Origin of the sequence: Pseudoalteromonas sp. R3 (genome assembly GCF_004014715.1) — a bacterium.
In the GTDB taxonomy this organism is placed as follows: domain Bacteria; phylum Pseudomonadota; class Gammaproteobacteria; order Enterobacterales; family Alteromonadaceae; genus Pseudoalteromonas.
In genome coordinates this window covers 3,789,628-3,814,666 of record NZ_CP034835.1, presented here as the reverse complement: position 1 = coordinate 3,814,666, position 25,039 = coordinate 3,789,628, and the positions used below count along the sequence as shown (strand labels likewise).

The 25,039-nt window shown below is 48.2% G+C and carries 15 protein-coding genes, 1 tRNA gene, 2 rRNA genes and 2 pseudogenes; 11 read left to right on the top strand and 9 right to left on the bottom strand.

Annotated features, from left to right (window positions below):
- Positions 1-21 precede the first annotated feature (21 nt).
- On the top strand, positions 22-684 hold the full coding sequence (locus ELR70_RS21800) for a hypothetical protein (RefSeq protein WP_054014679.1): 663 nt from the start codon (positions 22-24) through the stop codon (positions 682-684).
- Here the strand turns inward: ELR70_RS21800 and xseA are convergent.
- Positions 681-2,042: pseudogene (gene xseA / locus ELR70_RS21795) on the bottom strand (exodeoxyribonuclease VII large subunit). The gene ELR70_RS21800 and the pseudogene xseA sit on opposite strands and share 4 nt — an antisense overlap.
- Positions 2,043-2,173: 131 nt before the next feature.
- On the opposite strand from xseA, the gene guaB reads away from it, so the two are divergent.
- The 5 genes from guaB (at position 2,174) to rimI (ending at position 6,501) form a co-directional block, all read left to right on the top strand.
- Positions 2,174-3,643, top strand: a complete 1,470-nt coding sequence (guaB, locus tag ELR70_RS21790; RefSeq protein WP_054014677.1) for an IMP dehydrogenase — start codon at positions 2,174-2,176, stop codon at positions 3,641-3,643.
- 176 nt (positions 3,644-3,819) lie between these two features.
- Positions 3,820-5,394, top strand: coding sequence for a glutamine-hydrolyzing GMP synthase (guaA, locus tag ELR70_RS21785; protein WP_054014676.1), 1,575 nt, complete (start codon positions 3,820-3,822; stop codon positions 5,392-5,394).
- Positions 5,395-5,541: 147 nt separating this feature from the next.
- Positions 5,542-5,618 (top strand) — tRNA-Trp (locus tag ELR70_RS21780).
- A 107-nt stretch (positions 5,619-5,725) separates the two neighbouring features.
- Positions 5,726-6,031 (top strand): hypothetical protein, encoded by a 306-nt coding sequence (locus ELR70_RS21775; RefSeq protein WP_054014675.1) that lies wholly within the window; start codon positions 5,726-5,728, stop codon positions 6,029-6,031.
- Positions 6,028-6,501 carry a ribosomal protein S18-alanine N-acetyltransferase gene (gene rimI / locus ELR70_RS21770; RefSeq protein ID WP_235577074.1) on the top strand — a complete coding sequence of 158 codons (474 nt, stop codon included), beginning with the start codon at positions 6,028-6,030 and terminating at the stop codon, positions 6,499-6,501. Before ELR70_RS21775 ends, rimI begins: the two co-directional genes overlap by 4 nt.
- 27 nt (positions 6,502-6,528) lie before the next feature.
- Here the strand turns inward: rimI and ELR70_RS21765 are convergent.
- The 7 genes and pseudogenes from ELR70_RS21765 to recQ form a co-directional block, all read right to left on the bottom strand.
- A pseudogene (locus tag ELR70_RS21765) lies at positions 6,529-9,191 on the bottom strand (ATP-binding protein).
- A 189-nt stretch (positions 9,192-9,380) separates the two neighbouring features.
- Positions 9,381-9,953 (bottom strand): elongation factor P-like protein YeiP, encoded by a 573-nt coding sequence (gene yeiP / locus ELR70_RS21760; RefSeq protein WP_054014673.1) that lies wholly within the window; start codon positions 9,951-9,953, stop codon positions 9,381-9,383.
- 110 nt (positions 9,954-10,063) lie between these two features.
- Complete coding sequence (locus tag ELR70_RS21755) at positions 10,064-11,401, bottom strand: tetratricopeptide repeat protein (protein WP_054014672.1); 1,338 nt, start codon at positions 11,399-11,401, stop codon at positions 10,064-10,066.
- A gap of 230 nt (positions 11,402-11,631) precedes the next feature.
- Complete coding sequence (locus ELR70_RS21750) at positions 11,632-12,198, bottom strand: mechanosensitive ion channel domain-containing protein (RefSeq protein ID WP_054014671.1); 567 nt, start codon at positions 12,196-12,198, stop codon at positions 11,632-11,634.
- Positions 12,199-12,255: 57 nt separating this feature from the next.
- Positions 12,256-14,025 (bottom strand): ShlB/FhaC/HecB family hemolysin secretion/activation protein, encoded by a 1,770-nt coding sequence (locus ELR70_RS21745; protein WP_160317359.1) that lies wholly within the window; start codon positions 14,023-14,025, stop codon positions 12,256-12,258.
- 74 nt (positions 14,026-14,099) lie between these two features.
- On the bottom strand, positions 14,100-14,390 hold the full coding sequence (locus tag ELR70_RS21740; RefSeq protein WP_164881474.1) for a DUF3630 family protein: 291 nt from the start codon (positions 14,388-14,390) through the stop codon (positions 14,100-14,102).
- A 36-nt stretch (positions 14,391-14,426) separates the two neighbouring features.
- Entirely contained in the window at positions 14,427-16,241 is a 1,815-nt protein-coding gene (gene recQ, locus ELR70_RS21735; protein ID WP_128064713.1) for a DNA helicase RecQ, read from the bottom strand.
- Positions 16,242-16,391: 150 nt separating this feature from the next.
- Between recQ and rarD the strand changes: the two genes are divergently transcribed.
- Positions 16,392-17,297 carry an EamA family transporter RarD gene (rarD, locus tag ELR70_RS21730; RefSeq protein WP_054014668.1) on the top strand — a complete coding sequence of 302 codons (906 nt, stop codon included), beginning with the start codon at positions 16,392-16,394 and terminating at the stop codon, positions 17,295-17,297.
- A 43-nt stretch (positions 17,298-17,340) separates the two neighbouring features.
- Here rarD and ELR70_RS21725 read toward each other — a convergent pair whose 3' ends face one another.
- The gene (locus ELR70_RS21725; RefSeq protein WP_054014667.1) at positions 17,341-17,718 is read right to left on the bottom strand and encodes a DUF413 domain-containing protein; all 378 of its coding nucleotides are present in this window, start codon (positions 17,716-17,718) and stop codon (positions 17,341-17,343) included.
- A gap of 86 nt (positions 17,719-17,804) precedes the next feature.
- Here ELR70_RS21725 and ELR70_RS21720 point away from each other — a divergent pair, with 86 nt between their 5' ends.
- The 4 genes from ELR70_RS21720 (at position 17,805) to ELR70_RS21700 (ending at position 25,004) form a co-directional block, all read left to right on the top strand.
- Complete coding sequence (locus ELR70_RS21720; RefSeq protein ID WP_054014666.1) at positions 17,805-18,653, top strand: LysR family transcriptional regulator; 849 nt, start codon at positions 17,805-17,807, stop codon at positions 18,651-18,653.
- Positions 18,654-18,795: 142 nt separating this feature from the next.
- Positions 18,796-19,725, top strand: a complete 930-nt coding sequence (locus tag ELR70_RS21715) for a porin (RefSeq protein ID WP_054014665.1) — start codon at positions 18,796-18,798, stop codon at positions 19,723-19,725.
- A 595-nt stretch (positions 19,726-20,320) separates the two neighbouring features.
- Positions 20,321-21,853, top strand: a 16S ribosomal RNA gene (locus ELR70_RS21705).
- A 269-nt stretch (positions 21,854-22,122) separates the two neighbouring features.
- Positions 22,123-25,004: ribosomal RNA gene (locus ELR70_RS21700) — 23S ribosomal RNA — on the top strand.
- Together the 16S and 23S rRNA genes form the textbook arrangement of a ribosomal RNA operon.
- Positions 25,005-25,039 lie beyond the last annotated feature (35 nt).

The window sequence follows — 25,039 nt, the reverse complement described above, 5'->3', positions numbered from 1 at the left end:
TGAGTAAACAGGCAGTGCTTTATGGATAGCCTGAGCCAAAAGTTTTTATGGATGTGTTTGGGGGCAGCCATAGCTACTCCGTTAACCTGGTGGTTTGCATCTGATGGCCCATTACAGCCTTCCACAGCAATTGTGGCTAACTCTGGCGATGCTACTCAACACCTTGCCTCATTGTCCTCAGGTCAGGCTCAGCTAGCTAGTCCCTCTGAGCCGGCCGGCGGCACCGAGCTGGTAGCGCTGCAGCAGCAAGTACTGCAGTTACAGCAAGAACTTGAGCAAGTTCAAAGCCATACATCATTGCAGCCGGAGCAGCCAGAGCAACAACAACGACCAGGCTCATCGGGCAATATTAACCGTCAGCTGGCTGATATCTTTGAAACCGAATCGCGGGACCCTGTCTGGGCCGATGAGCTGGAATTACAGCTTGGGGACTTTCTGTACACCAGTGACCTCAGTACATACTTTACTTACGCCAGTTATGGCTGCAAACGTCATGTCTGTCAGCTTAGTTTTGTGCCGCGCAGTGAGGATATCGATGCCATGCAGTGGCAACGCCTGAATGACAGTCTCTTTAATAGTCCCTGGATAAAGCAATTTAAGATCAGCTCAGCGCAGCAAACGGCGCAAGGCATGCTGGTGCATTTTAGCACCAAAAGTATGCGTGAGCTGGCCACTGAGTATTAATTACTTTCGCCAACTGGATCGGCTGGTGTGACATCAATGACTTGGGTTTGCAAACGACCATCGTGCAATTCTGTAGTGAGTAAATCGCCTGCCGTTACATCCTGGGTTGATTTCACCACTTTCTCGCCAGATTTAGTAATACTGTAGCCTCGCGACAAAACGGCCAGCGGACTGACACTGTCGAGTCTGGCCGCGAGCAAAGCCAGCTGCTGTGTGTGCTGTTGTTGTGAAGCTTGCATTGTTCGGGTGAGCTTTTCTTTCAGACTGTCCAGGTGTTGATGTGCGTATCGCAATTTTTGCTCTGGATGAAATTGTGCCAAACGGTGTTGTGCCAGCGTAACGCGACTTTGAGCACGGTGCTGCTGGTGGCTCATTGCCCTGTGCAACCGGCTACTCAGTTCATCTACTTTTTGTGCCTGTTGCATTAGCTGCGCCTGCGGATGTTGGAGCAACAGCCGCTGATGTGAATTTTGCAGCTGCTGAGTATGATGGCCAGATAGCGCTGCATTGCACTGCTCAGGCGCTGTTTTTGTTGACCTAACTGGGCCTGAATTTCGGCCCCGTCCGGGCTGACCAGCTCAGCGGCGGCAGAAGGGGTCGGAGCACGTAAGTCGGCGACATAATCGCTGATGGTGGTATCGATTTCATGCCCAACGGCACTGATCACTGGCAGCCGACTGGCGAAGATTGCTCGCGCTACGGTTTCTTCGTTAAAACACCACAGATCTTCCAGTGAGCCACCGCCACGACCAACAATCAGTACATCTACTTCATTACGACGATTCGCCAAGTCAATTTGTGCCCCAATCTGATGATGCGCTTCCTGACCTTGTACTTGAGTCGGGTAGATCACCACCTCCAGCTGTGGGGCTCGTCGTTTGAGGACCGATAAAATGTCTCTGATTGCGGCCCCAGTCGGAGAAGTCACGACGCCCACCCGGTTTATTCGTGCAGGCAGTGGTTGCTTATGCTGGCTACTGAACAAGCCTTCACCGGCAAGGCGTAGTTTGAGTGCATCGAACTGTTGTTTTAGCAGGCCTTCACCTGCCGGTGCCATCTGTTCGACGATCAACTGATAATCACCGCGGGTTCATATACAGACACCCGGGCTTGCACCAGTACCTGCTCACCATTTTGTGGCCGGTAGCGACAGTAGCGGTTGTTGCCTCGCCACATCGCTGCCTTTACCTGGGCTTTATCGTCTTTGAGCGAGAAATACCAGTGCCCGGACGCCGGGGCGACAAAATTGGAGATTTCGCCGTCAGCTGTAAAGAAGCGAACCCCTGTTCCAGCAAACTGCGGATCTCTCGATTCAGGCGCGACACCGAATAAACTTTTTCTTGTTGTGGCAACGACATACTCAGCTCCATAAAAATTTCACGAACACTCTAGCATATTTTTGCTAAATTTTATTTACTCGCATAAGGAACGCTGATAAAATGCGCTCGCAATTCCTTATACTCAGTTTCACTTGAGAGATGCCGCACACATGTTAAGAATTGCAAAAGAAGCCCTTACCTTTGACGACGTACTTTTAGTACCCGCTCATTCGACTGTTCTACCACACACTGCGAACTTAAAAACCCGCCTGACTCGTGGTATTGAACTTAATTTGCCATTAGTTTCTGCCTCTATGGATACAGTCACTGAAGCACGCCTTGCAATTGCACTTGCACAGGAAGGTGGCATCGGATTCATCCACAAGAACATGACCATTGAAGAGCAAGCGCGCAATGTACGTAAAGTAAAAGCGTACGAAGCGGGAATTGTCTCTTTTCCGGTTACCGTCACCGCAGATAAAACCATTGCTGATACGTTAGCATTGGCTGAAGAAAACGGTTTCTCAGGCTTCCCAGTGGTTGGGGAGAACAACCTGTTGGAAGGCATCATCACCAGCCGTGATATGCGCTTCGAAACTAAACTAGACAAGCCTGTTTCATCTGTGATGACACAAAAAGCAGACCTGGTGACAGTAAAAGAAGGCGCATCACGCGAAGAAATCCTGGGTCTGATGCATGAGCACCGCATCGAGAAAATCTTAGTGGTTGATGACGCTTTCAAACTCAAAGGCATGATCACTGTTAAGGATTATCAAAAAGCACAGGAAAAACCAAACGCATGTAAAGACGAGCAAGGTCGTCTTCGCGTAGGTGCAGCTGTAGGTGTAGGCGCAGGTACTGACGAGCGTATCGCTGCGCTGGTTGCTGCGGGTGTTGACGTACTGCTTATCGATACTTCACATGGCCACTCTCAGGGCGTTATTGACAGAGTTAAAGCAACCCGTGAAGCGTACCCGGACTTGCAAATTGTCGCGGGTAACGTGGCGACGGCTGAAGGCGCTGTTGCACTGGCTGACGCGGGTGTGGATGCGGTTAAAGTGGGTATTGGTCCTGGCTCTATCTGTACTACACGTATCGTAACTGGCTGTGGTGTGCCACAAATTACGGCAATTTCAGATGCGGTTGATGGCCTGAAAGGTCGCGACATTCCGGTTATTGCTGACGGCGGTATCCGTTTCTCTGGTGATATCGTTAAAGCTTTGGTTGCTGGTGCATCTTGTGTGATGGTTGGTTCTATGCTGGCAGGTACTGAAGAAGCGCCAGGTGAAGTTGAACTGTATCAGGGCCGTTACTACAAGTCATACCGTGGTATGGGCTCACTGGGTGCGATGAACCAAAAAGAAGGCTCATCGGATCGTTACTTCCAAAAGAGCAATTCTGCTGAAAAACTGGTTCCAGAAGGCATTGAAGGCCGCGTGGCTTACAAAGGTCCAATCGCGACCATCATCCACCAACAAGTGGGCGGGATCCGCAGTGCCATGGGCCTGACAGGATGCGCGACTATTTTAGAGCTGAATACAAAGCCGCAGTTTGTCCGCGTGACCTCTGCAGGTATGGGTGAGTCACACGTCCATGACGTACAGATCACCAAAGAGGCTCCAAACTACCGCATGGGCTAATCCCGGCGGGTAATAAGTGGGCTGGCGGTTGCCGGCCCTTCTTAATTTTAGTGTCTGCTTTTATAAGGTGGATACAAACACAATGCGTTGGGCAGGCAAACTTGCCCGGTCATTTAGGTAAAGTACTTTTACTGTGCTTTACTAGTTTTATCGCTTCCTAACAAACGAGATTATCAATGAGCAAAGACATCCATGATTCCCGTATTTTGATCTTAGATTTTGGTTCTCAATACACTCAATTGATCGCCCGCCGGATCCGTGAGATCGGCGTTTACTGTGAGCTATGGGCCTGGGATGTAACCGAGGAGCAGATCCGCGAATTTAATCCGCAGGGTATCATTCTGTCAGGTGGCCCGGAGTCTACGACTTTAGAAGGCAGCCCGCGCGCGCCTGAATATGTGTTCAATGCCGGTGTGCCTGTACTTGGTATTTGTTACGGCATGCAAACCATGGCGTCACAGCTGGGTGGTAAAGTACACAGCTCAGATAAGAAAGAGTTTGGTTACGCGAAAGTAGAAAAAGTCGGTAACTGTGCCCTGTTTGAAGCGATTGAAGACCACATCGAAGATGGCATTGGCAAACTGGACGTGTGGATGAGTCACGGTGACAAGGTTATCGAAATTCCAGAGCAGTTCATCACTTCTGCAAAAACAGAAACCTGTCCGCATGCAGCCATGTCTTGGGAAGAGAAACGCTTCTACGGCGTGCAGTTCCACCCGGAAGTAACACACACTCAGCAGGGCCTGCGTTTGCTAGAGCGCTTTGCTACTGATATCTGTGGCTGTGAAAAACTGTGGACACCAAGCCAAATCATCGAAGATGCGGTCGCACGTATTAAAGAGCAGGTAGGTGACGACGAAGTGATCCTGGGCCTGTCGGGCGGGGTTGATTCATCTGTAGTTGCTATGCTTATCAACCGCGCTATCGGCGACAAGCTGACGTGTGTATTCGTTGACAATGGCCTGCTACGCCTTAACGAAGGTCAGCAGGTGATGGATATGTTCGGCGATAAGTTTGGCCTGAACATCATTAAAGTGGACGCAGAAGAGCGCTTCCTGAATGCCCTTAAAGGCATTGATGACCCGGAAGACAAGCGTAAAGCAATTGGTCACACCTTCATTGAAGTATTCGACGAAGAAGCGGGCAAGCGCGTTAACGCCAAATGGCTGGCACAAGGCACCATCTATCCGGACGTGATCGAATCTGCGGCATCAGCCACAGGTAAAGCACACGTGATCAAGTCTCATCACAACGTGGGTGGCCTGCCGGAAGACATGGAGCTGGGCCTGGTAGAGCCGCTGCGCGAGCTGTTTAAAGACGAAGTACGTAAGATTGGTCTGGAGTTAGGCCTGCCGTACGACATGCTATACCGTCACCCGTTCCCGGGTCCAGGTCTGGGTGTTCGTGTACTGGGTGAGATCAAGAAAGAATACTGCGATCTGCTGCGTCGTGCCGACGCTATCTTCATTGAAGAGCTGCACAAGGCTGATTTGTACCACAAAGTGTCTCAGGCTTTCACTGTGTTCCTGCCTGTACGCTCAGTAGGGGTGATGGGTGATGCACGTAAGTACGACTGGGTTGTATCACTGCGCTGTGTAGAAACCATCGACTTTATGACAGCGCGCTGGTCACACCTGCCGTATGAGTTCCTGGGCCAGGTTTCAAACCGCATCATAAACGAAATCGACGGTATTTCTCGCGTGGTGTACGACATCTCAGGTAAACCGCCTGCGACGATCGAGTGGGAATAATCACTCACCAGGCACCTGATATAGGTTAAGAAAAGGGCGGATAGGGTAACTATTCGCCCTTTTTGCTGATAAAATCAGCAAACGATCAGAAATGTGATATTTTCTCTTTACCTTTTCAAATTGCTCATTATAATGCGTCGACATTGCAGGGGCGTAGTTCCAATTGGTAGAACAGCGGTCTCCAAAACCGATGGTTGCGGGTTCGAGTCCTGCCGCCCCTGCCACTTCCTTCTCGATTTCTCGATAATTCCCATATTTAATACAATTCAGATTGCAGTCATTACGCGCATATTCTAGAATTCCCAGCATTTAATTTTCTCGGTGTTTTTACATGCATGCAGCTCAGGCTCAGTTACTTGGTGTAATGCCACTTAAACTTAAATCGGCGTTTGACCCCAATCCACAGTCAGCCATGCCAGCCTCCGCGCCTGTTGAACATAAGCCGCTCTCGCTGAATGAGCAGCTGCAACAGGATTTATGCAGAGCCGCTAATGTTGGTGAGTTACGTGTCGTCAAAGGAGATGCTGTAAATTGGGCCTGTAACGGGCAACAAGCTCAGCTGATTGTGCCAGATGCACAGCTGACAGGTGAACAAAAACGCATCTTGTGGCAGCGGATCTGGAGCGCGCAATCATGAATGTTGCTATCGTGTCGGATCATCTGGCCACTTTACCACTACAACAGCTCATGGACATTGAGCAGGCCTGTCATAGTCATCCCTGGAGCGTCAAGACGATGCAGTCGTGTTTGAGTGGCCGCTACTTTAATGCAGCATTGTATCTGGATGAGCGCTTAGTCGGGTTTTATGTGGGCGAGCGCGCTGGACCAGACTTTACATTGATGGATATTTGCATCGCTCCCGCTTTTCAGGGGCAGGGTCTGGCCTGGCAGTTGCTGGCGCATTTCATGACAAGGTGCGAGCAAGACAATGCTGAAAATATCTTTCTGGAAGTACGAGTAAGTAATAACGCAGCCATTGGCTTATACCAGAAGGCGGGCTTCACAGAGATGGGGGTGCGCAAAAATTACTATCCGAGCGCACAAGGCAAAGAAGACGCAGTGTTAATGGGCAAAGTACTGTTTAAGCCTGAACAGGCGGATCATTGAACAGATTATCTTATGCACTGCACAAAATCAGGCATGCTCCTGCTCTAGGGTATATCTGATGGCTTGTGTGAGCGTCAGCATTGCATATTCCCACTTTGTCGGATTGTCTTCGCGCAAACACGTTTCCAGGTCGCCGGCAGCGTTGTGAATATTAGTAAAGCCGAAGCATCCGGCACTGCCTTTCAGGCTGTGCGCTAGTGCTCTCAATGATTCCCACTCCTGAGCGCCAAATAGGTGCTCCAGTTGCGTCAGCTGGTCAGGCAGCTTTTCAACATAGTTGCGGCTTATCTGCAGGTATTTTTCACTTTGTAGCAGCGAGTTCCATTGCGAGCTTTTGTCTTCTTCCAGCTCTAAATACTTAAGTAATACGGCCCCAAGCTTTTCACGGTCTATGGGTTTGGCGAGCGTAGCATCGCAGCCTGCCGCCAGGTAGGTGTCAATATCATGCTTCATGACGTTGGCTGTCAGGGCAATGATAGGACCGTCGTAAGCGGCGTGACGAAGCATTTCAGTGGCTTCCAGGCCCCCATGACCGGCATTTGCATGTCCATCAGGATGAGGTCGTAATCATTCACCAGTGCCATTTCTACGGCTTGTGCGCCATTTTTGGCGATATCCGGTTTGAGTCCCCAGGCCCCTAACAGAAGCGTCAACAGCTCCTGATTATCCGGGTTGTCTTCAGCGAGCAGAATGTCGGCTTCAAGCTGAGTCTGATCAAGTTGTAAGGTGGAGACCACATGATCATGTGTCAGTTGCGCTTCGTCTTCAATCCACGCGAAAGCGTTATCTGAATGATTGGCTGCGATGGTAATGATAAATCGGCTGCCGACACCCTGTGCGCTTTCTACGCTGACATCACCACCGAGCAATTGTGCCAGGTTCTTGGAGATACAAAGCCCCAGACCAGTGCCGCCAAAACGCCGGGTAGTGGTGGAATCAGCCTGTTCAAAGGGTTTGAATACCCGCGACATTTCACCCTGAGACATACCAATGCCGCTGTCTTTTACTTCAAACTCAAACTGGGCGGTATCTGAGCGATAACGGGCACTAATTTCAATGCTGCCCGTTTCGGTAAACTTCACCGCATTCGTGGCGATATTTAGTAAGATCTGCTTGAGTCGGGTTTCATCGCTGAACAGCTGTTGAGGTAGTGGCAAGGCATAGTGCATTGTAAAGTCCAACTGCTTTTGCTCCGCCATGGGGGCAATGATGGACTCAATATCTTTAAGTAAGTGAAGTAACTCGATGGGGTCTTGCTCAACAGCCAGCTTCTCAGCCTCTATCTTAGACAGATCCAGGATATTATTTATAAGCTCAAGCAGGTGTCGTGAGTTACGTAATATGGTATCCAGGTGCAGTGCTGAGTTAGTGGCATTGGGAGAATGCAGCATCTGCTCGGTGAAGCCCATGATAGCGGTCAAAGGCGTACGGATCTCGTGACTCATATTTGCCAGGAAGCGGCTTTTAAGTTGACTGGCCTGCTCTGCTTCTGCAATGGCTACCTCGAGCTGCTGGTTCATCTCTTCGAGTGCCCGGGTGCGGTTTTCAACTTTTTCTTCCAGATGTAATTTGTAGTCCTCCAGCTCCCCCTGGAAATCTCGGATCTGTTTGATCATGTGATTAAAATCTTCAAACAGTATCCCGACTTCATCATCGTCATGTGCAGGTAAGGCAACAGAAAGATCACCATCTCCAACGCGATGACTGGCTTCGCCAAGTAACTCGATGGGGGTTAGCAGCAGGTTTCTCACCACAATAAAAATCAAAATCGGCAGGGTGATCACGGACAGTATGACGATCAGAGCCGTTGTCAGGCTGATTGCTTTACCCGACTGATATAAAATCGTTTTTGGGATGGTAGAAATATAGTAGTAGCCGCCACTGAGTTGTGCGCTGTAAGTCATTCGGCGCAAGTTATCAATGGATGGCAATACCAGAGAATCCAGTTTTCCTTTATCAGCCAAGGTGTTGATCTGATCCATCTCTTCAACGCTCAGAAAGCTCTGATTAAAATGACTGTCTGAGCTGAATAACACCTCGCCGGAGGCGGATACCAGCAAATTTAGCGTGTTGTCATAGGGGGCTTCGAGAATACTGCTGCTGATAATGGAAGGGGCTACCTGAACGATAATATAACCTTCACGCTGAGGGCGGTTGAGATTGAAATCCACTCCATAGATTTGCTGCACAAAATACAGTTGCGTACCGCCATTATGTGACGCCTGCATAAACTGTTGTTGGCGTAAATTGCTTTGCCTGACCTGAGCAAAAAAAGGATAAGACTGAGGTGCCCGGTTGAGATTGCTGGCATAGAAAGCATGACTCTGGCCAAGTTCATCAACCAGGTTAATGCTGAGAATATCCGGATAGGCTTCGGTGTAACTGGCAAACACATCCATGAGTGCCCCCAAGCGCTGGGTTTTTTCCTGACTGGCGACCTCTGGCATACTCAAAAAATCACTGAGTACCGGTGAAGTTGACAGCAGCTTGGTGGTGGACTGATAGATCTCCATGTAGTTGAACATTTTTTGTTGTTGCTGTTCAACAAAGCGACTGACAATGAGTTTTGCCTGCTTTTGAGTAGAACTGGTAACGTTGGTAAGCGTAAAACCGCCAAGCAATAGCAGTGGTAGTATCACCAAAGGAGTGATATACCATAAAAGCCTGATACTCAGCTTACTTGTTTTCATCCGTGTCCAATTCCATCTATCAACGCGGTGGAGAGCCACCTGAGTATGACCACAAACCTGTCCAGTTTAATCTGTTGTTGTGGAGCATGTTACCGATTTTTGCATCAAACGGCTATTGTATCATATAAATTTACTGAACTTTATTTACCCAAATCAGGTGCCCGCGATCCTGTTGCGGGCACGCTGCGATTAACTGTCTGCGCGGCTCATAAACTTAGATTCTGCCGTGTTAATCTTAATTTTATCACCTGTGGAAATATGCTCAGGTACCTGCACAACCAGACCTGTTGTCAGGGTAGCCGGTTTAGTGCGGGCACTGGCTGATGCACCTTTGATAGATGGGGCTGTTTCTTCGATCACCAGCTCAACGCTTGACGGCAGATCCAATGAAACCGGCGTGCCTTCAACAACCACAATCAACAAACCTTTGGTTTCTTCGTTGATGAACAGGACCTGCTCAGCGATTGAGTCTTTGTGGATATGGTAAGGGGTATAGTCCTCTTCATCCATAAACACATATTCTTCGCCATCTATATAAGAAAGCATAGCAGGGCGGCGTGTCAAATCAGCCAGTTGCAGCATTTCTTCCGCTTTAAACGTTTCATCTACTTTACCGCCATTGACGACATCGTACATACGCATGCGGTACAAGCTGCCGCCAGCACGGCCTTGTGGTACTGAGCGCTCAATGTCTCGGACGATCATAACGCGACCATTGTAGTCAATCGCGGCGTGTTTTTTTATTTCACTGGCTTTAGGCATAAAATGCTTCCTGTTAGTCTAAACTGAGCGAGAAGTTAGCATGAAGTCGGTATCTCGCCAAGTATTGTGTTCCCAATCAGCTTGCACTGCACAGGCACTGCGAATAAAGACTAAAGTGAGTAGAGGCTCGACATCGCCTGATAATTAAGCCCAAAGTGCTTATTAAACCAGTTGTTGACATAGTCGTTATGTGGTGCAAGCTTGGCGCAGCGCAGAACATTTTCACCACTGGCAGCGGCCAGTTTATTTTCACAATAGGTTTGCTGCCAGGCTTGATCTAAATCTGCTCTAAACTGGGTCCGTAACTCAGACAACTGCTTATCCAGACGTGAGCTGACATCCAAAAAGCGGGCCTTCTGGGGTGACAAATCGAGATCCGGAAAGTCGGCATAATGGCTTTGCGTGTAATGCACCTGATTATCGTCGACCTTGTGCTCTATATGTTGTCCACCTATGTAACCCAGATACATCATGTCCAGACTAAAGTGCTCGGTAAACTCAGTCACGGGGTACTGATATACTTTTGCAACTTCCACGTCCATGAGCATACCCGGTTCGTTCGGATTGGGCTGTTCTTGCTCTAATGTATAGTGCTTTTGCCGGTTTACCAGTTCAGTCTTGCGGGTGTGTTTGAACGCGGCGTGAACTTTAAGTGTGAACGTTTCTGTACCTTGTGGGTGGTACCACAGACTATCTCTGAAAGCGTCATTTAGCTGAGAGAGAGTTGTTTGCAGGCGCTGCTTTTGGGTGCTGGTATCGTGTACTTGTACTGAAAGTATCGGGTCAATACGGATCTCAGAGTACAGAGCTTTGTCGGTGACGGTATCATCGAGTTGGATTGTTAAGTTCCAGGCCTGACAATATTTCCGATAAAAGCGCTGCAGAAACAGGCGATCCCGGCCTTGAGCGGCTTTGAGCTTGTCACATTGGTGTACGGCGCTTGCCTGTAACTGATCATGATAGTTTGCCAGGGTGTTGCTGAGTCTGGCATTAGCAATTAAAAATGCATAACGCATTTCAAAATATCGAAACTGATCCGGGTAGGCAGAACCAGATAGTTGCTCGGCTTCTTGTTTAAGCCAGGTATTTGCATACCTGAGCTCTTCGCTCTGTGTATCGGCCATGGGGCCGACAGGTTCGATATGCCAGCTGATCTGATTGCGTAATAGCGTTTCAAGTTTGAGTGCAGCACCGGTGTGATTGCCTGCTAAACGCAGCATACGTACATCTATAAGTCCGCGGTCGATGATTTTATTGCGCGCTAAGGTCAGCCCCTGACGTGCTTCCACATCCTGGGGATCTTCAGCCAGTGCTTGTTCATAGAACTCAGCTGACTGATCATACATACCTGCTTCGTATAACTTGTTACCCTTTTGTACTAAGCTTGAACAGCCTGAGAGCATCAGTATACCGGCAATCATGGCTGTAAACAGGTTACGTGTATTCATCGTTCCTTCCTTGTTCACTTGAAAAGTTATACCAATGAGCATCAAAAAAACGCCCATCATGAGGTGAGCAAACCTCAGCGAAAACCCATCAAGTGCTCTGCTGTGATAAATGAGACATCTTTAATGCCGTTAGCGTCAGAGCCAATCCTTAAAATTGATCATATCTTTACGCAAACGATTCCTATATATCATGCGTCATGTCACCAGGATATGACAACTCGTACCTATGATTACTTTTTAGGGCCAAGTACCCGCCGCTCGGCAATGTGTTTTGGCTTAACCGGTGCTTCGCTGAGTACCCAGACTGGACGTGTGACGAACAGGTTATTAGGGTAGACGACCTTGTGTCCATCAACATGACGCAGTACCACATTCATTAGTCCCATTTCTACGATGCAGCCTTCAATAAAGTTTGCACCGTCAATGACTCTGACCCAGTTACCAAGCCGATAATCATTTTGTACAAACATGATCAGAAAAGCTGTGAGGTTGCTGAGTAAAGACCAGGCGGCGAACATCGCTACACCGAGCATCGCGAATAAGGAAGACCCCAATACCAGCAAGCCCCGTAATTCGATGCCCCAGAATACCAGCAACAGACAGAGCAACACCGCACCAACCAGACCTTTTAACAGTAGTTCGGCCCGTTGCTGACGATGCAAGTCAATTTTCCCCCGAGTGATCTTATGTAGCACTTTGATTGCCAACTTTAATAGCAATGGGAACAGAAATATGAAAAGCAGGGTGACGATCAATTTATACTCGGCGAGTAAAAATGTCGCAAGGGTATCTGGCATGTGGTTTGCCCGTTTATGTGCAAATAAAACAGAATAATATCAGGGAAATTTGTCTGGTTAAAAGCGGTTTTTAACCGTAAATAACCATTGCACAGAGTCAATGTTGTCAGGTCCATCGAGTGGCGTGGCAACGTCCAGGTGCAGGACTAAGCCTGAATTCGCACGGCTCGGAGCGAGTCGAAGGCCAAGACCCACATTTTTTAAAAACTGGCCCTGAATTTGATGTGTCAAAGCGTGTTGCTGCTGTGGTGTCAGTATGCGAGAAATGTCAGGATCACTGTGTAAAGGAGATGGCAGGGCACGACCGTCTACTCTGCCAATATCAAAATATGCTGCACCACCCACTTTAAACAGGTGCAGTAAATCGTATTCCCAGTAATAACGTTTTTCAAGATTGAGTAAAATTCTGCGATTGCCCTGCAGGTAGTTACTTGGGTATCCCCTGAGGCCAGTTTCTCCACCTAAAGTGATTTGCTGATCGGCACTGAGGTGTTTGCCATATTGGATTTCCAGTTGTGCATACCAGGATTGCCTGAGGCTGGTATTGAGGTAGTACTGAAGTCGTGAGCTGATAGTTAAGTTTTCGGCCTGACTATCGCGTTTATTCCAGTAGCCATTTAAATTAAAGGCGAAGCGTAGCAAGCTGTCATCAGAAGTAAAATGAGCCTTACTTGCGTTGAATGCCCCAACCCATCGGCTATCATCATCACTGAGCCCGCTGTCTGAATAGCCAATCAGGGCATTGATATTCCATCCTAAATTTAAATCTTCGGTACGGTAGATAGAATCAAAATTACGAACTTTGATATAGGCATCTTCAAACCACTGTGCCTGAATATAGGGGTAACGTACAGTACGGTCTTCTGCTATCGGTAAGGTGGTGGCACGTATCGGGGCAAACTCTTGCTTTTCATCCTGATACCCCAACAGAAGTCGCCGTGTCCAATCGTCGTTAAGTGCGAACGCGCGACCAATATATAGATTGGTTATTTCACTCAGTTGTTCATATTCCGAAATCTCTTCGCCCAGATTGTAAAGAGATTCAATTCTACGATTGCTTAGGTTGCTGATACCATAGCTGTAGGGTGTAGAAATCGAAAAGAATGGATAGGCAACCCCAATATAGTGTACTTTGCCATCATCGTTGTCTGCATACTCTACTCGCCCCTGATAGCGGCTAGAGAGAATTTGAGGGTCGTCATAAACAAACAAATAACCACTGCGATCGGGGTCGGAGATATGTGTCAATGACAAGCGTTTGCCATAGCCCAATAGGTTAGATTCGCGAAAACCGAGCCTGCTCGAATTGTCCCCCCCGCTGCGGCTAAAACTGATGTCGGGCAGCAGTGTCCACAGATCGCGTGTGACGACAGTGACTGCCACTTCACCGTCACAGGTTTGCTCTGCGAATATTCTCGCATCGTAAATATAGGGTTGCTGACGCAGTAACCGTTCTGATTCTCGTAATAGTTTTGGGTCATATTCACTGCCTTTAGTAAAAAGCAGTAGATTACGGATCACGTCCGGTTTGGTGGTGACATGTGCCCGATTTGCAAAACGAAATATCGCGTTGTCTTCTTCTGGCAAAGAGGTATCAAAGACGTTTAGCTGCTTGAGGTCAATGCTAACAACTGAGGCATTTTGCACATCGGGTAGGGAGTCTTCACTGTCTAGCTGACGGTGGAGGTTGTTGTCTTCGGGTGTGTCCCGACGAAGATTGCCACAGCTCTCCAGTGCGCTCAATGGCGTGCTGGCTGCTGCCTCTGCAGAGTGCGCCGCCACTGTTGTGAATATTGTTAGTATAGAAACGCGAACAACCCAACCCATAGACCAGCCTGTTGTGAATAAACGTGCTTTTAATTATGGCCTATGTTAGCCATAGCTGCTCAACTAAGTCTATATTATTGTTGTAAATTTAACCGAAATAATGTAGCCAGATCCGGCAAATGTTCAGTCGCACCAAGGCCTTCCGGCATGATCCAGATGCTATCGCTGTAATGTTCAAAATTAAGGTTATAAGGGTGCCCTGCATAACTAAAACGCCATTGGTGACGGTCTGCGCCCAGGTGAAACTCAAGCAAGGTAATGCCATCCAGGTGTAAGAAAATTTGTCCCCATAGCTCGAATTCATCTGCATCAGGTAAGGAAGCAGGAGTAACGATTATGCAGTCCTGCTCAGGCTGGTGGTTGATGTGGGTTGTCAAGGTTACTCCGGTTAGTGCGTCAGATTAGTCGGTGTCGAGGTAATTTCGGATCAGCTGCATAAAAGGCGCGCCGTACTTGCTCAATTTGGTAAAGCCCACACCGGATACTTTCAGGAATTCACTATCATTCGTCGGGGTAAGCTGCGCCATTTCTGCCAGTGTCTTATCACTGAAGACAACATAAGGCGGCACGTCATCCTGATCAGCAAGTTCTTTGCGCAGGCTACGCAGTTTCGCAAACAGCTTCTTATCGTAATTGAATTGAGCCAGTTTATCCTGGTAAACATGTTTTGCTTCAAGGCGTGGCTGAGCGAGTTGCAGTGCGTATTCTCCACGCAAAACCGAACGCGCTCCTTCGGTGAGCCTGAGTGCGGCGCCCTGAGTGATATCTTGTGCAACTAGCCCATGGTGTATCAGTTGTCTCAGGATACTCAGCCAGTATTCATTGCTGTGTTCTTTGCCAATGCCATAGGTACTTAGTGTGTGGTGCTGGTTGTCCCGGATCCTGGCGGTATTTGCGCCGCGCAGTACATCCACAATGTAGCCGAGTCCAAAGCGCTGCTCAGCCCGGTAAATACAGGATAAAGCTTGCTGAGCAACCAAAGTGCCATCAAAGCGCTTGGGGGGATTCAGGCAGATATCACAGTTACCGCAGGGTTCACGTTGATATTCACTGAAGTAATTGAGCAAAATCTGGCGTCGACAGGTCTGCGCCGAAGCAAAGCTGGCCATAGAGTTGAAACGTTGTTCTTCGACCCTGCGGCGATGCTCGTCTTCAATATCTTCAAAAAAGCGTTTAACCCGGCCAATGTCCGCCGGATCAAAATACATAATGGCTTCTGCTGCCAGACCATCACGTCCTGCACGGCCCGTTTCCTGATAGTAGGCTTCAATGCTTTTGGGAATGTCGTAATGCAAGACATAGCGCACATTTGATTTATTGATGCCCATGCCAAATGCCACCGTTGCAACCACTATCTGAATATCGTCACGGGAAAACGCATTTTGCACGAACTGACGTTGCTCGTTAGTCATGCCAGCATGATATGCCGCAGCGTTAAAGCCGGCCTCGACCAGCTTTTCGGCGATGTCATCAACGCGCTTACGGCTGGAGCAGTAGACAATCCCGCTTTGCCCTTTTTGAGTGCGCAGATAGCGCATCAATTGTGACAGAGGTTTGAACTTTTCTTCTATGGTGTAACGGATATTTGGCCTGTCAAAACTACCAGTGTGGATAAACGGCGTGATCAGGCCGAGTTGCGTGACAATATCGCTGCGGGTTGCCAGATCGGCGGTTGCCGTTAATGCCATCATAGGGACGGTGGCAAAGCGCTGCTTTAACTCATGCAGACGACAGTAATGTGGTCTGAAGTCGTGCCCCCAATGCGATACACAGTGCGCTTCATCAATGGCGAACAAACCCAACTTGAGGTGACTCAGACGCTCAATAAATTCACTCTGGAGAATTTTCTCGGGCGCAACGTACAACAACTTGATTTCACCCTGATGCAGGCGTTGATAGATAGCCTGCTGCTGCGCTCGGTCAATACTGTTATTGACGAACTCTGCAGAGATACCCAGCGCTTTGAGTTGTGCAACCTGATCCTGCATTAAAGAGATAAGCGGAGACACGACAATACAGGTGCCAGGTAGTAACAAAGCGGGTACCTGATAGCACAGGGATTTACCACCTCCGGTGGGCAGTAGTACTAGGCTATCGCGCCCGTCCAGGCACGCCTGAATGACGTCGAGTTGCCCGTCACGAAAGTCACTGTAGCCAAAAACTTCTTTCAGTACGCCGTGCGGTGTGTCGATTGAGTGAGTTGCAAGATTTTCCATCGAGCGCATTTTAGTGGGTTTTACGTCAGAAGTCTTTTGTTTTTGATCACAGGAAAATCATACTGGCAGGTACAGTTTGCGGTATACTGCGCGCTTGGCATCTGTGGTTGCCATCACAAAGCCAATTGTGTTCGTGCTTGGGAGAAATGAATGGGAACGAGTAGTGAAACGAAGCAAGGGTATACCTTTGCCGTTTTAGCGTTTTTGATGTGGGGACTGGCCCCCATCTATTTTAAATCACTGGATCAGGTCGATGCGCTTGAAATTCTGATCCATCGGGTGGTCTGGTCAGTGCTCTTTATTGCGCTGATCATCGCGATTAAGCTGAACTGGCATAAAGTCATTGCGGTACTGCGCCAGCCTAAACTCATGATGATGCTGACGGTTACGGCATTGTTACTCGGTTTTAACTGGGGTCTGTTTATCTGGTCAGTGAATAACGGGCATATGCTGGATGCTAGCCTGGGCTACTATATTAATCCCTTACTGAATGTATTATTAGGCATGCTGTTTTTACAAGAGCGTCTTCGTCCTCGTCAGCAGTTTGCAGTCGGCCTGGCATTCGTTGGGGTAGTGTTACAGTTAGTAAGCTTTGGCTCATTCCCTGTTATTGCGTTTTCATTGGCAGGTTCCTTCGCCATTTATGGTTTGTTGCGTAAGACCATGGCAGTAGAATCATTACCAGGATTATTAATCGAAGCGGTTATTTTGCTCCCCATTGCACTTGGGTACTGGTGGTGGCTGACACCCAGTGAGACAAGCAACATGATGCTGAATGACTGGCTCACCAATCTCTTATTGATTAGTGCGGGCGTAGTGACAACCCTGCCGTTATTGTGCTTCACCGCAGCTGCAAAACGGATCCCCTACTCAACACTGGGTTTCTTTCAGTACATAGGGCCAAGCCTGATGTTTATTTTGGCTGTGGTATTTTATGGTGAAGTGTTCAGCGCAGAGCGGGTATTGACCTTTGCGTTTATCTGGTCAGCTTTGGCGCTATTTAGTTTTGATTCCTACCGAACGGGCAAAGCACAGCGCCGTCTGGCAACATCATAATAGTGCTGGGGCACCGAGTGAGTCGGTGCCCACAATAATTCTGTTAGATGTCGTCGTCTGCTTCCACAGCGACGGCTTCGACTTCTTCTTTATTTGCGCTCACCTTAGAGCGGCCAAACAAAGTATGGAACTTAGTCTTACAGGTCGTCAGCTTGAGGTATTTGGTCCAGGTTTTTTCCATCACATTTTCTGGAGTCCCTAATCCTCCCATAACCTCCACAAAGCGTTGCTGAAATTCATTTTGCGGATGACTGGCTTTAGTGTATAAGCTTTTAAGTAACGCACCATGGTTTTCCAGAATATCAGACTCTTGCAGGGTAAAGTGTCCGCTTCGAGAAAACCCCCGGGGAAAGTTAATATCATCATAGAAGTGTTTTGTTGTAGCAAAAGCTTCTTTCAAGGTCGCTAAATTTTGACTCATGGTGAAATCCTCAGCATTGTTTGGCAGGAGTATGGACCATAGTGTGGAAATAATTAAACGAGTTTTTTTTATCGTAAGGGGGCTATGTGGACATAGATCTATTAAAAACATTTGTCGAAGTCGTAAAGACCCGTCACTTTGGTCGCGCAGCGGAGAATTTATACATCACTCAGTCTGCCGTTAGCTTCCGGATCCGCCAGTTAGAACAAAGCCTTGGCGTTAATTTGTTTATTCGTCAGCGCAATAATATTCAACTGACGGCGCCGGGTGAGCGCTTGTTACCTCATGCCAATATGATCCTGACAGGTATGCAGCGTGCAAAGGTCGATGTGGCACTTGCTAACAACATGCATAAGCAGCTTTCACTGGCGGGGACGCCGAATATCTGGGATGCCTTTTTACAATTCGGCATTAATCATATTGTGACAGCCATGCCTGGGGTCTCTTTGGTGGCTGAAGTCAAGGCACAACAAGAAAGTACACGCCTATTACTGGAGCGGACACTCGATATTGCAGTGCTATTTGACCCACCGAAAGTTGATGAGCTGGTGGTAAAACAAATAAAGCATCTGGCCATCATCCCGGTTAGCACAATGTCACAGACAACGGATGAGGACTTTTTTGATAAGCAATATGTTTATGTAGACTGGGGAACGGCCTTTTCATTGTGGCATGCGAAACAGTTTACTGGCAGCACACCGCCTTATTTCAGAACCAGTACCGGCCGTATTGCGCTGGACCTGATTATGCAGTGCGGAGGTTCAGCATTTATACCCCGAGCATTGGCGGTCGAATCGATAGAGAAAAAGCAGTTGTTTCATATTGAGTCAGTTGAACAAAATGCGCGTGAGATCTATGTTGCCTATCACAAGGATAATGAGCAACTAGAGCAAATAGAGATGATTGCCAGTCTGTTGGCATCTTTACCTGATTAGGTTACAGATTATTGAATTATTTATGATGGCTAGCTGACAGTTTAATGTCACTTTTATTTTGTGTGTAATATTTTTGTCACGTATCGCTGGCAGACTGCGCCTGTCTAAAAAATTACGTGTTGCGATACTTGAGGAAATACACATGAAATTATCCAAATCAGCATTATTTGTTTCTCTTTTCGGTGCTTTGTCTGCGAGCGCTTACGCTGATGTTGATGTATACGGTAAGGCGAATTTGTCTGTACAGAGTTCAGATGAAGGTGAAGGCTCATTCACTGAAGTGAAAAGCAATGCATCACGCTTTGGTTTCAAAGGTTCTGAAAAGCTAGATTCTGGCCTTGAAGTTATCTATAAGCTGGAGTTCCAGGTAGACGTCTCTGATGCGGATTCAAAAGGCGAAGATGACAATATTACGGCACGTAACCAATACGTCGGTCTGAAAGGTAATTTCGGTGAGGTTGTTATTGGCCGTAACGACACTGCATTTAAACAGTCACAAGGCAAACTTGACCTGTTCAACGACCTTGAAGCAGATATTAAGAACCTGTTTAAAGGTGAAAACCGTCTGGGCGATTCAATTTCTTATAAATCAGCAAGCTTTAATGGCTTTAAAGTATTAGGTACATTCATTGCCGAAGACAGCACTGAAGGTGAAAACGGGTTCTCAGCAGCACTGACTTATGGTGATGCAAAATTAAAGAACACTAAATTCTATGCTGCGGTTGCAACTGATAGTGAAGTAAAAGGCTACGACGCAGTACGTTTCTCAGTACAAGGTAAAGTAGCAGACTTTAAACTGGGTGCAATGTACCAGATGCAAGAGAAAGTAGATGGGTCTGACGAAGCTGACGGTTATATGGTAAACGCGGCATATGGTTTCGGTGCGAATACCCTGAAGCTACAATATCAGGTTATCGACTTTGACAAAGGCGATAAGGTAGATGGCATCTCTGTTGGTATTGACCACAAGCTGAGCAAAGCGGCAAAGCTTTACGCCTTCTACTCAAGTGTTGATGAAGACAATGGTGTAGAAGAAGACTACCTGGGCGCAGGTATCGAATACAAGTTCTAAGTCTATACACGACCTAAAACTAGATTGATAAAGGCCAGTCGGACCGCTCTGACTGGCTTTTTTACGTTTTACGGACCTTAAGTCAGGCCGATTTATGTCAAAAAACGCTCGTTTCGTACAATTAGTGTCCGAACGCACTGTTTTTCTCACTTTTCTTCAAAAAAGGGGTTGCGCTGGGTTTCGATTTCCCTATAATGCGCATCCACCGACACGGGGCACACCGCTGAAAAGCAACGAGCCAAGTGAAAGGGAAAGCCAAACGGAAAGCTTAATTAAGAAAAATTAAATTTTCTAGTTGACTTTAAAAGTGAAGCGGTTAATATGGCGCTCCACTTCGCAGCAAGGCTGCGGTAACTAACTAAGGTTAGTTATACTGTTCTTTAAAAATATGAAGCAATCATCTGTGTGGGCACTCGTACAGATTGAGTTCTAACAGCAGATTCTAGTTCGCTAGATGACGCAAACAAATTTAGAGTCTCAATTGAACTGAGTGACCAACAGAATAAACATAGTTTATTCAGCACAGTCAATTCGATACCGACAGGTATCAAAATCAGGATTCAATGAGCACGAAACTTCGGTTTCAAAAAACTTTTAATTGAAGAGTTTGATCATGGCTCAGATTGAACGCTGGCGGCAGGCCTAACACATGCAAGTCGAGCGGTAACATTTCTAGCTTGCTAGAAGATGACGAGCGGCGGACGGGTGAGTAATGCTTGGGAACATGCCTTTAGGTGGGGGACAACCATTGGAAACGATGGCTAATACCGCATAATGTCTACGGACCAAAGGGGGCTTCGGCTCTCGCCTTTAGATTGGCCCAAGTGGGATTAGCTAGTTGGTGAGGTAACGGCTCACCAAGGCGACGATCCCTAGCTGGTTTGAGAGGATGATCAGCCACACTGGAACTGAGACACGGTCCAGACTCCTACGGGAGGCAGCAGTGGGGAATATTGCACAATGGGCGCAAGCCTGATGCAGCCATGCCGCGTGTGTGAAGAAGGCCTTCGGGTTGTAAAGCACTTTCAGTCAGGAGGAAAGGTTAGTAGTTAATACCTGCTAGCTGTGACGTTACTGACAGAAGAAGCACCGGCTAACTCCGTGCCAGCAGCCGCGGTAATACGGAGGGTGCGAGCGTTAATCGGAATTACTGGGCGTAAAGCGTACGCAGGCGGTTGATTAAGCGAGATGTGAAAGCCCCGGGCTTAACCTGGGAACTGCATTTCGAACTGGTCAACTAGAGTGTGATAGAGGGTGGTAGAATTTCAGGTGTAGCGGTGAAATGCGTAGAGATCTGAAGGAATACCGATGGCGAAGGCAGCCACCTGGGTCAACACTGACGCTCATGTACGAAAGCGTGGGGAGCAAACAGGATTAGATACCCTGGTAGTCCACGCCGTAAACGATGTCTACTAGGAGCTGGGGTCTTCGGACAACTTTTCCAAAGCTAACGCATTAAGTAGACCGCCTGGGGAGTACGGCCGCAAGGTTAAAACTCAAATGAATTGACGGGGGCCCGCACAAGCGGTGGAGCATGTGGTTTAATTCGATGCAACGCGAAGAACCTTACCTACACTTGACATACAGAGAACTTACCAGAGATGGTTTGGTGCCTTCGGGAACTCTGATACAGGTGCTGCATGGCTGTCGTCAGCTCGTGTTGTGAGATGTTGGGTTAAGTCCCGCAACGAGCGCAACCCTTATCCTTAGTTGCCAGCGATTCGGTCGGGAACTCTAAGGAGACTGCCGGTGATAAACCGGAGGAAGGTGGGGACGACGTCAAGTCATCATGGCCCTTACGTGTAGGGCTACACACGTGCTACAATGGCATATACAGAGTGCTGCGAACTAGCGATAGTAAGCGAATCACTTAAAGTATGTCGTAGTCCGGATTGGAGTCTGCAACTCGACTCCATGAAGTCGGAATCGCTAGTAATCGCGGATCAGAATGCCGCGGTGAATACGTTCCCGGGCCTTGTACACACCGCCCGTCACACCATGGGAGTGGGTTGCTCCAGAAGTGGATAGCTTAACCTTCGGGAGGGCGTTCACCACGGAGTGATTCATGACTGGGGTGAAGTCGTAACAAGGTAGCCCTAGGGGAACCTGGGGCTGGATCACCTCCTTATCGACTTAGAACTAATTTGTTCGAAGTGTCCACACAGATGATTGTTGCTTGGTGAGCTTGCTTACTGAGTAATATTGCTCTTTAAAAATTTGGAAAGCTGATATTAAATTCTCGGAATGACAATGAAAATTGTTGTTCTATAGAGTTTTCGAAAGAAAAATGCCGATAAATTCGCAAGAATTTATTAGCGTCTACTTTAGTATTACTTAACTTCTGGCGAAGTTAAAACTGTCTTTAGCAGTACAATTCAAAACTATTTTGGGTTGTATGGTTAAGTGACTAAGCGTACACGGTGGATGCCTTGGCAGTTGGAGGCGATGAAGGACGTACTAACTTGCGATAAGCCTAGTCAAGCCAGTAAGAGGCGCTTGAGACTAGGATTTCCGAATGGGGAAACCCGGCCCTTTGGGTCATCGTTAACTGAATACATAGGTTAACGAAGCGAACGCGGAGAACTGAAACATCTAAGTACCCGTAGGAAAAGAAATCAACCGAGATTCCGAAAGTAGCGGCGAGCGAAATCGGATTAGCCCTTAAGCTTTAATGTAGTTAGTGGAACATTCTGGAAAGTATGACGATACAGGGTGACAGTCCCGTACACGACAACTTATTTAAAGTGAAATCGAGTAGGTCGGAGCACGTGAAACTTTGACTGAATATGGGGGGACCATCCTCCAAGGCTAAATACTCCCAACTGACCGATAGTGAACCAGTACCGTGAGGGAAAGGCGAAAAGAACCCCTGTGAGGGGAGTGAAATAGAACCTGAAACCGTGTACGTACAAGCAGTAGGAGCATACTTGTTATGTGACTGCGTACCTTTTGTATAATGGGTCAGCGACTTATATTCTGTAGCAAGGTTAACCATTTAGGGGAGCCGTAGCGAAAGCGAGTCTTAACTGGGCGCTTAAGTTGCAGGGTATAGACCCGAAACCCGGTGATCTAGCCATGGGCAGGTTGAAGGTCAGGTAACACTGACTGGAGGACCGAACCCACTAACGTTGAAAAGTTAGGGGATGACCTGTGGCTAGGAGTGAAAGGCTAATCAAACCGGGAGATAGCTGGTTCTCCCCGAAATCTATTTAGGTAGAGCCTCGGACGAATACTTACGGGGGTAGAGCACTGTTAAGGCTAGGGGGTCATCCCGACTTACCAACCCTTTGCAAACTCCGAATACCGTAAAGTACTATCCGGGAGACACACGGTGGGTGCTAACGTCCATCGTGGAGAGGGAAACAACCCAGACCGTCAGCTAAGGTCCCAAAGTGTATGTTAAGTGGGAAACGATGTGGGAAGGCTAAAACAGCTAGGAGGTTGGCTTAGAAGCAGCCATCCTTTAAAGAAAGCGTAATAGCTCACTAGTCGAGTCGGCCTGCGCGGAAGATGTAACGGGGCTAAACATACCACCGAAGCTACGGCTGCGAACTTAGTTCGCGGGGTAGGGGAGCGTTCTGTAAGTGGCTGAAGGTGTGCCGGGAGGCATGCTGGACATATCAGAAGTGCGAATGCTGACATGAGTAACGATAATGCGGGTGAAAAACCCGCACGCCGGAAGACCAAGGGTTCCTATCCCATGTTAATCAGGGTAGGGTGAGTCGACCCCTAAGGCGAGGCTGAAGAGCGTAGTCGATGGGAAACGGGTTAATATTCCCGTACTTGGTATAAATGCGATGGGGGGACGGAGCAGGCTAGGCAAGCATGGCGTTGGTTGTCCATGTGAAAGGCTGTAGGCTGGTGACTTAGGAAAATCCGGGTCGCTAAGGCTGAGAGTCGAGACGAGCCACTACGGTGGTGAAGTTGTTGATGCCCTACTTCCAGGAAAAGCCTCTAAGCTTCAGTTTATATCGAATCGTACCCTAAACCGACACAGGTGGTCAGGTAGAGAATACTAAGGCGCTTGAGAGAACTCGGGTGAAGGAACTAGGCAAAATTGTACCGTAACTTCGGGAGAAGGTACGCTCTTGTTTGTGAAGGACTTGCTCCGTAAGCAGACGAGAGCCGCAGTGACCAGGTGGCTGGGACTGTTTATTAAAAACACAGCACTGTGCAAAATCGTAAGATGACGTATACGGTGTGACACCTGCCCGGTGCCGGAAGGTTAATTGATGGGGTTAGCTTAGGCGAAGCTCTTGATCGAAGCCCCGGTAAACGGCGGCCGTAACTATAACGGTCCTAAGGTAGCGAAATTCCTTGTCGGGTAAGTTCCGACCTGCACGAATGGTGTAACCATGGCCACGCTGTCTCCACCCGAGACTCAGTGAAATTGAAATCGCAGTGAAGATGCTGTGTACCCGCGGCTAGACGGAAAGACCCCGTGAACCTTTACTACAGCTTGGCACTGAACATTGACCCTACATGTGTAGGATAGGTGGGAGGCTTTGAAGCGCGCACGCTAGTGCACGTGGAGCCGACCTTGAAATACCACCCTTGTAGTGTTGATGTTCTAACTTAGGCCCCTAATCGGGGTTGAGGACAGTGCCTGGTGGGTAGTTTGACTGGGGCGGTCTCCTCCCAAAGAGTAACGGAGGAGCACGAAGGTTGGCTAAGTACGGTCGGACATCGTACGGTTAGTGTAATGGTAGAAGCCAGCTTAACTGCGAGACAGACACGTCGAGCAGGTACGAAAGTAGGTCATAGTGATCCGGTGGTTCTGAATGGAAGGGCCATCGCTCAACGGATAAAAGGTACTCCGGGGATAACAGGCTGATACCGCCCAAGAGTTCATATCGACGGCGGTGTTTGGCACCTCGATGTCGGCTCATCACATCCTGGGGCTGAAGTCGGTCCCAAGGGTATGGCTGTTCGCCATTTAAAGTGGTACGCGAGCTGGGTTTAGAACGTCGTGAGACAGTTCGGTCCCTATCTGCCGTGGGCGTTTGAGAATTGAGAGGGGCTGCTCCTAGTACGAGAGGACCGGAGTGGACGAACCGCTGGTGTTCGGGTTGTCATGCCAATGGCATTGCCCGGTAGCTACGTTCGGAATCGATAACCGCTGAAAGCATCTAAGCGGGAAGCGAGCCTCGAGATGAGTTCTCACTTGGACTTAGAGTCCACTGAAGGGCCGTTGAAGACTACAACGTTGATAGGCGAGATGTGGAAGTGGTGTGAGCCATTGAGCTAACTCGTACTAATTACCCGTGAGGCTTAACCATACAACGCCAAAGTGGTTTTGTTTGTTAGAAGTTAA

What these genes read in the sequence shown, in the direction of transcription:
- ELR70_RS21800 (WP_054014679.1), top strand. Translation starts at nt 22, where the DNA reads ATGGATAGCCTGAGCCAAAAGTTTTTATGGATGTGTTTGGGGGCAGCC.
- guaB (WP_054014677.1), top strand. Translation starts at nt 2,174, where the DNA reads ATGTTAAGAATTGCAAAAGAAGCCCTTACCTTTGACGACGTACTTTTA.
- guaA (WP_054014676.1), top strand. Translation starts at nt 3,820, where the DNA reads ATGAGCAAAGACATCCATGATTCCCGTATTTTGATCTTAGATTTTGGT.
- ELR70_RS21775 (WP_054014675.1), top strand. Translation starts at nt 5,726, where the DNA reads ATGCATGCAGCTCAGGCTCAGTTACTTGGTGTAATGCCACTTAAACTT.
- rimI (WP_235577074.1), top strand. Translation starts at nt 6,028, where the DNA reads ATGAATGTTGCTATCGTGTCGGATCATCTGGCCACTTTACCACTACAA.
- yeiP (WP_054014673.1), bottom strand. Translation starts at nt 9,953, where the DNA reads ATGCCTAAAGCCAGTGAAATAAAAAAACACGCCGCGATTGACTACAAT.
- ELR70_RS21755 (WP_054014672.1), bottom strand. Translation starts at nt 11,401, where the DNA reads ATGAATACACGTAACCTGTTTACAGCCATGATTGCCGGTATACTGATG.
- ELR70_RS21750 (WP_054014671.1), bottom strand. Translation starts at nt 12,198, where the DNA reads ATGCCAGATACCCTTGCGACATTTTTACTCGCCGAGTATAAATTGATC.
- ELR70_RS21745 (WP_160317359.1), bottom strand. Translation starts at nt 14,025, where the DNA reads ATGGGTTGGGTTGTTCGCGTTTCTATACTAACAATATTCACAACAGTG.
- recQ (WP_128064713.1), bottom strand. Translation starts at nt 16,241, where the DNA reads ATGGAAAATCTTGCAACTCACTCAATCGACACACCGCACGGCGTACTG.
- rarD (WP_054014668.1), top strand. Translation starts at nt 16,392, where the DNA reads ATGGGAACGAGTAGTGAAACGAAGCAAGGGTATACCTTTGCCGTTTTA.
- ELR70_RS21725 (WP_054014667.1), bottom strand. Translation starts at nt 17,718, where the DNA reads ATGAGTCAAAATTTAGCGACCTTGAAAGAAGCTTTTGCTACAACAAAA.
- ELR70_RS21715 (WP_054014665.1), top strand. Translation starts at nt 18,796, where the DNA reads ATGAAATTATCCAAATCAGCATTATTTGTTTCTCTTTTCGGTGCTTTG.